The organism is Amycolatopsis circi, from assembly GCF_003385235.1.
Lineage (GTDB): Bacteria > Actinomycetota > Actinomycetes > Mycobacteriales > Pseudonocardiaceae > Amycolatopsis > Amycolatopsis circi.
This window is the reverse complement of the sequence record NZ_PQIA01000036.1, coordinates 58,541-65,486: the sequence shown is the minus strand read 5'-3', so window position 1 is coordinate 65,486 and position 6,946 is coordinate 58,541. Positions and strand designations below refer to the sequence as shown.

Genomic DNA, 6,946 nt, shown 5'->3' with positions numbered 1-6,946 from the left:
CCCTGCCGGAGGCCATGCAGAAACTCCCGCACCGTCTCCTCAGCGGACCACTCCGGCTGCCAGTCCAATTCGGACCGCGCCCGCGAGGTGTCCATCACCGGCAGCCGCAGCACCGTGTCGAGCAGACCGGGCGTCGCGGGCACCAGATGCATCCGCCAGGCCGCCGCGAGGGCGGGCTTGACCAGGCCAGCGGGAACCGGCACCCGCCGTGCCCGCAGTACCCGGGCCAAGAGACGCGGGTCGACCACCGGGTCAGTCGCGATGTTGAACGCCCCCGACACCGGCCGCAGGACGCAGCGGCGGATAGCGTCGGCGAGGTCGTCGGCATGCACGACCTGGAACCGCAGGCCGGGGATGTCCGGCACGATCGGCACCAGCCCCGGCCGGAGGAGGCTGCCCGGCACGAACGGTCCGGCGAACAACCGGCGCTGTTCGGTCGACGCCGTGCGCTGGAAGACGAAGCCGGGCCGGATCCGGACCACTCGGATCTCCGGATGGGCGCGTTCGAAGGAGTCCAAGAGCCGCTCTACGTAAGCCTTTTCGCGTGGGTAAGCCGCGCCTGGCCAGCCGTGGGTCGGCCAGTCCTCGGTGACCGGACGGTCGTCGGCCGCAGGGGAGTCGGCCCCGACCGAGGACGCCACCACCAGCGTCGACACCCCAGCTGCCGCCGCGGCCTCGAACAGCCGGAGCGAGCCGCGGACATTGGCCTCCCACGTGATGTCCGGCCGGTGGGTCGGCTGGAAGAGCCAAGCCAGATGGACGACCGTGTCGGCGTCGCGCAGTACGGGGAGCAGCTCGTCGCGCGCCACGTCGACGCCGACGTACTCCGTCTTGGGCGGCGGAATGCCTGCTGGACGCCGTTCGAGGCCGGTGATCGCGGCGACGTCCGGGTCGGCCGCCAGCGCGCGCACTGTCGCGGTGCCGATGTTGCCGGTCGCGCCGGTCACTGCGATCCGCTGTGGGGTCATCTGCGCCGGGTACCCGTCGGGAACGGGGCCAATCAGTGCTGGTCGAGCTGCCGCAGCAGGCGGCGGACCGGCAGTGCCATCGCGCCCAGCCCGAGCGTCGCCGTCACCCCGTCGTCCGAGGAGACCAGCCGGTCTTCGACCTGGCAGACCAGCGACCGGCAGCGCTCCAGGTCCGGCTCCCGGCCCGGCACCGCGGCGACCCGCACTGCCGCCGCGAGTTCCAGCAGCAGATCGGCGAGCGCCTCGCGGGCCTGCGGCCACGGATAGACGAACGGCTCCCGCCCCTCCGAAGTCGTGCGCACCGCCTCGACCAGCTGCTCGACCGGCGGCCACAGCGCCCCCAAGGTCTGAAGCGGACGGTCGTGCTGTGCCCCGGAATGCCGGCTTCGCCTGCGCAGATTCAGGAACCGGCCTTCCCGGGTGAGCCCGGAAGCGTCCTCGGCCGCACGCGCGAGACTGCGCACGTCGCTGATCTTGCCGAGCCATCCGTCGAGATCTTCCGGCGGCTCGTCGCTGCGCACCAGCTCGGCGGTGTCTTCCAGCAGCCCGGCGAGCGCGGAAGCGAGCCGATCGGCCGCGGCGGCGACCCGTTCGCCGTACAGCGGCGGGAAAATCAGCACGTTCACGGCCAACCCGATCGCGGCGCCCAAAGCGGTTTCCAGCAGCCGGTCGCCGAGCAGTTCCGAACTCCGCGCGGTCCCGTAGGTGACCAGCAGCATCCCGGTCACCCCGACCCAGACGCCGGAACTCCCGAGCCGCCGCCACGAACCCACCAGCAACCCGACGAAGACGACGACAGCCAGCGTCACCGTCTGTTCCGGCACCAGTTGCGACACCCCCGCCGCGAGCAGCACCCCGATCGTGACCGAACCGACCTGCTGCGCCCAGCCGAGCAGGCTCCGGTACACGGTCGCTTCCACCAGGAACACCGCCGCGTAGGGCGCGAGGAACGGCTGGGACAGCCCGATGACCTGCGTGGTCAGCAGCCAGGCGGCCACGGCGGCGATGGTCGCCTTGGCCGCCTGCAGGGCGGTTCGCTGTTCGCTGCCGGGGACGCGAATCGCCCGGGCCGCCCAACCCAGCGGCGTGCGGTCGAGTTGGGGCGTCACGCGCGGACTGGCGCGCCCAGGTGGACGAGCTTGGTCTGGGTCATCTCGTCGAGCAGCTCCGGGCCGTAGCCGTAGCCCGATCCGCTGCCGCGCCGCGGGTGGGCCGCACCGCCGGGTGCGCCTCCGAACACGGCGTTGACCTTGACGGTCCCGACAGCCAGCTCCCGCCACGCGTGCTGCGCGTGTTCCATCGACGCGGTGAGCACGGTCGCGGCGAGCCCGTAATCGTCGTTGGCGGCCTCGGCCAGCCCGTGCTCGAAGGAATCCACCACGCACACCGGCGCGACCGGGCCGAAGGTTTCCTCGCGCAGCACCCGCATCTGGCTGGTGCATCCAGTGAGCACCGTCGCCGGGTAATGCGCGCCCGGCCCGGACGGGACCTGGCCGCCGGTGCGGATTTCGGCGCCCAGCGAGACGGCGTTCTCCACGTGGGAGTGCACGTGACCGCGGTGCCGGGTGTCGACCAGCGGGGCGAGCGTCTGCCCTCGGGCAATGTCGACGAGCGCATCGATGAACGCCTCGGCTATCGCGCGGTGCACGTAGATCCGTTCCACCGCAACGCAAATCTGCCCAGAGTTCGCGAACGCCCCGAGTGCGGCCTGCTCGGCGGCCCAGCGCGGGTCGACATCCTCGTCCACGACGAGCGGATCGTTGCCGCCGTTCTCCAGAAGCGCCTTCGCCCCAGTCGCCGCCGCGCTCGCCGCGATCGACCGGCCGGTGGCGGTGCTGCCGACATGCGCCAGGATGTCCACGTCGCTCCGCGCGGCCAGCACCGCGCCGATCCGGCCGTCTCCGTGCACGGTTTGCAGGACGCCCTCGGGGAAGACCCCGGCGAGAACCTCGCCGAACAGCGTTCCAGTGTGCGGACAGCGTTCGCTCGGCTTGTGCACAACGGTGTTGCCGGTGACGACGGCCGCGCCGATGAGACCGCACGAGACGGCCACCGGGTCGTTCCACGGCGTCAGCGCGACCACTACCCCGCGTGGCTCCGGGATCATCAGATCGGTGGCGGCGAAGTCCCCGAGCAGGCTGCGGCCGCGATGCACCGGGCCGAGTTCGGCGTACTGGTCGAGGGTCCCGGCTCCGGCGAGCACCCCGGCCTTGGCTTCATCGAGAGGGCGGCCGGTCTCGCGCCGGTTGATCTCGGCGAGGTCGCCGGCGTGCGCGCGCAGCCGGTCGGCGGCGGCGCGCAGGGCCGAGCCGCGCTCGGCGGCCGGAGTCCGGTCCCAGCCCGGCTGCGCCCGGTGCGCGAGGCCGAGCGCGGCGTCGAGTTCGTCCGGGCTGGCCATCGGGACCGCGCCGACCGGGCTGCCGTCGGCCGGGTCGGTGATCGCGAGCGTGGCGGCCCGGTCGTCGAGCGTGGTCATCGCACCTCCTGTGGTCGGTCGCGCTGCGGGTACCCCGGCGCACGCGCAGTCATGCGTTCCGTTTGCCTGCGCCGGTGCGGGGTAAACCGGCGCGGGTGAACACTTTCCCGGACTTCTCCGTGGTGATCCCGACCACCGGCCGCGCCGCGCTGCGGACCTTGCTGGACACGCTCGCCGCCGCCGACGGTCCGGTGCCGGCCGAGGTGCTCGTGGTCGACGACCGTCCACACGGGACCGCTCTGGAGGTGCCCGAGGGCGTCCGGGTGCTGCGTTCGCACGGCCGAGGCCCGGCCGCCGCCCGGAATGTCGGCTGGCGCGCGGCGAAGTCGGACTGGATCGCCTTCGTGGACGACGACGTGGTCCTCGCCGCCGACTGGCCCGCGCAGTTGGCCGCCGACTTGGCCCGGCTGCCGCCGGAAGCCGCCGCGTCGCAGGCCAGGATCGTGGTTCCGTTGCCGGACAACCGGAAACCGACCGACGACGAACGCGGCACCGCCGGCCTGGAAACGGCGCGATGGATCACCGCGGACATGGCGTACCGGCGGTCGGCGCTGGTCGAGTCCGGCGGCTTCGACGAACGCTTCCCGCGCGCGTTCCGGGAAGACTCCGACCTGGCCCTGCGCGTCGTGCTGAAGGGGCACCGCATCGAACGCGGCGAGCGAGTCACGACTCATCCGGCGCGCCGTTCGGGATTCTTCGCCAGTGTGAAAGCCCAGCGAGGCAACGCGGACAACGCGCGAATGCGGTACAAGCACGGCGTCCTGTGGCGGCAACGAACCGGCGAGGGCAGCGGAATGCTGGGACGGCACGCGCTGACTGTCGCCACAGCCGTCGCCGCGCTCGCACCGCGGAAGCGCCGCCTCGCGCTGGCCGCCTGGGCCGGGTTGACCGGCGCGTTCGCCGCTCAACGCATCCGTTCCGGACCTGCCACGCCGGGAGAGATCGCGCGCATGCTCGTGACGAGCGTGCTGATCCCGCCCGCAGCCTGCTATCACCGGCTCCGCGGGGAAATTGCCGCCCGCCGGTCGCTTTCGCCGCAGGCAGTGCTGTTCGACCGCGACGACACACTCATCCACGACATCCCGTACCTCTCTGACCCGGCGAAGGTCCGCCCGGTCGACGGAGCGGTCAGCCTGGTGCAGGAGCTTCGCCGGAAGGGCGTCCGGGTCGGGGTGGTGAGCAATCAGTCCGGAGTCGCGAAAGGACTGATCGAACCGGTTCAACTGACCGCGGTGAACGCTCGCGTGGACGAATTGTTCGGCGAGTTCGGCACCTGGCAGGTCTGCCCGCACGATGCCGACGACGGGTGCGATTGCCGCAAACCGTCCCCAGAGCTTGTCCGGCGGGCGGCGAAGGAGCTGTCGGTCGATCCCGCGCGCTGTGTCGTTATCGGCGACACCGGCGCGGACGTCGACGCGGGTCTCGCGGCCGGGGCACGCGCCGTGCTGGTTCCGACCGCCCGCACCCTGCCCGCCGAGATCGCTCGCGCGCGGCGAGAAGCGCTGGTGGCGCGAGATCTCGCGGACGCGCTGCGGCAGGCCGGGGTCCGCACGTGAAGCGGGTTTTGGTGGCGCGGCAGGACAATCTCGGCGACGTCCTGCTGACCGGCCCGGCGATCCGGGCGATCGCCGCGGACGCCGAGCACGTCACGCTGCTGGCCGGACCGCACGGTGCCGCAGCCGGGGAACTGCTCCCGGGCGTCGACGAGGTGCGGGTCTTCCGCGCACCATGGATCGACCCCGACCCGCCGCCGCTGACCCGCCCGTCGATCGACGCCCTCGCCGCACAGCTGACCGGGTTCGACGCGGCCTTCGTCTTCACCTCCTTCCACCAGTCGCCGTTGCCGCTCGCCTTGGTGCTGCGCATGGCCGGGGTGCCGTGGATCGGCGCGATCTGCGACGACTACCCGGGCAGCCTCCTCGACCTGCGCCACCGCGTGCCGGGCGATCCGCCGGAGGCGCTGCGGATGCTGTCCCTCGCCCAAGCCGCCGGATGCGCGCTGCCTTCCGGCGACGACGGGCGGCTCGGGATCCGCCGTCCGCTGCCGGACGTCTCCGCGCTGACCGGAATCGGCGACTACGTCGTGGTGCACCCGACTGCTTCGGTACCGGCTCGCAGCCCGTCACCAGTCCATAGTGGACGGATTGTCGACGCGCTCACCGAAGCCGGGCACCGGGTTGTCGTGACCGGCGCGAAGCCGGAAGGGATGACCGCCGACGTCGACCTGAGCGGCCGGACGACGCTCCCGGAACTGGCGGCGGTGCTCGCCGGTGCGGAGGCGGTCGTGGCCCCGAACACTGGCCCGGCGCACTTGGCCGCGGCCGTCGGAACCCCGGTGGTCTCGCTGTTCGCGCCGGTAGTGCCCGCCGCGCGCTGGGCGCCGTTCGGCGTTCCGGCGGCGCTGCTCGGCAACCAGCACGCGCCGTGCCGGGGCAGCCGCGCCCGCACCTGCCCGGTCCCCGGACATCCGTGCCTGGACGGAATCGACCCGGCTGAAGTCGTGGCCGCGGTGGCTGAACTGGCCAAGAGACCGAGCCGCCGGATAACCGCTTGAACCGCGAGGAAAGGAGAAAACATGATGGACCCAGCACCGTTGCCCGAAGAGACCGACGGACCGCGCACGGCGGTGGTGACCGGCGCGGATTCCGGCATCGGCCGTGCAGTGGCCGTCGCGCTCGCCGGCGGCGGAGTGGACGTCGGAATCACCTGGCACACCGATAAAACCGGTGCGGAAGAGACCGCTGCGGAAGCGCGGGAGCAGGGCGTGGCCGCGCACGTGCGGCAACTGGACCTGACCGATCTGCCGACCGCGGCGAGCGTCGTGGACGACCTCGCTGACGAACTGGGCGGCGTCGACGTCCTGGTGAACTGCTCCGGAACCGGCAGCAGCGAACTCGCGATGGACATGGACTTCGACACCTGGCGCAGCGTCGTGGACGTCGATCTGCACGGCGTTTTCGTGTGCTCGCAACGCGCCGCGCGGCACATGATCGACGCAGGCCGCGGCGGCCGGATCATCACGATCACCAGCGTCCACGAACACGTGCCGCGAGTCGGCGCCGCACCTTACTGCGCGGCGAAAGCCGGTGCCGGCGCGTTGACCCAGGTACTAGCGCTCGAACTCGCCGAGCACGGGATCACGGTCAATTCTGTCGCACCCGGCGAAATCTCCACCCCGATGACCGGACAGACCGACGTCGACCCGCGCGACCAGGAGCGTCCCGGAATTCCCTTGGGCCGCCCCGGACATGCCCGTGAAGTCGCCGCGGCGGTGGCTTTCCTGGCCACCCCCGCGGCGGGGTACATCACGGGTTCGTCGCTGGTCGTCGACGGCGGGCTGATCCGCATGGGCGCCCAGGCCGGAACCGCGTTCCCGGACAATTCGTGGCGTCGTCCTTAACAACTCCTGACAAAGTTCGATCACGGAATAGCTAGATCATCTCCAACTTTGATCATGACGTGAAGAAGGGCCAGCAGCCACCCTGGATCGTGTCCGACGAAC

Annotated in this window: 6 protein-coding genes; 3 read left to right on the top strand and 3 right to left on the bottom strand. The window is 71.8% G+C overall.

What is annotated here, in order from left to right; genetic code table 11:
* The 3 genes from D0D37_RS18050 to D0D37_RS18040 all read right to left on the bottom strand — a co-directional run.
* The coding region (locus D0D37_RS18050) for an NAD-dependent epimerase/dehydratase family protein (protein ID WP_116201720.1) at nucleotides 1-968 on the bottom strand (968 nt) is incomplete at its 3' end.
* A 32-nt stretch (nucleotides 969-1,000) separates the two neighbouring features.
* Nucleotides 1,001-2,077: an FUSC family protein gene (locus D0D37_RS18045; protein WP_116201717.1), complete on the bottom strand. Its 1,077-nt coding sequence runs from the start codon at nucleotides 2,075-2,077 to the stop codon at nucleotides 1,001-1,003.
* Nucleotides 2,074-3,444, bottom strand: a complete 1,371-nt coding sequence (locus D0D37_RS18040) for an aldehyde dehydrogenase family protein (RefSeq protein ID WP_116201716.1) — start codon at nucleotides 3,442-3,444, stop codon at nucleotides 2,074-2,076. Before D0D37_RS18040 ends, D0D37_RS18045 begins: the two co-directional genes overlap by 4 nt.
* 95 nt (nucleotides 3,445-3,539) lie before the next feature.
* On the opposite strand from D0D37_RS18040, the gene D0D37_RS18035 reads away from it, so the two are divergent.
* The 3 genes from D0D37_RS18035 to D0D37_RS18025 are packed head-to-tail and all read left to right on the top strand — an operon-like array spanning nucleotide 3,540 to nucleotide 6,844.
* Nucleotides 3,540-5,000 (top strand): HAD-IIIA family hydrolase, encoded by a 1,461-nt coding sequence (locus D0D37_RS18035; RefSeq protein ID WP_116201715.1) that lies wholly within the window; start codon nucleotides 3,540-3,542, stop codon nucleotides 4,998-5,000.
* Entirely contained in the window at nucleotides 4,997-5,998 is a 1,002-nt protein-coding gene (locus D0D37_RS18030) for a glycosyltransferase family 9 protein (protein WP_116201714.1), read from the top strand. Before D0D37_RS18035 ends, D0D37_RS18030 begins: the two co-directional genes overlap by 4 nt.
* 21 nt (nucleotides 5,999-6,019) lie before the next feature.
* Nucleotides 6,020-6,844 (top strand): SDR family oxidoreductase, encoded by an 825-nt coding sequence (locus tag D0D37_RS18025; protein WP_116201713.1) that lies wholly within the window; start codon nucleotides 6,020-6,022, stop codon nucleotides 6,842-6,844.
* Nucleotides 6,845-6,946: the final 102 nt, after the last annotated feature.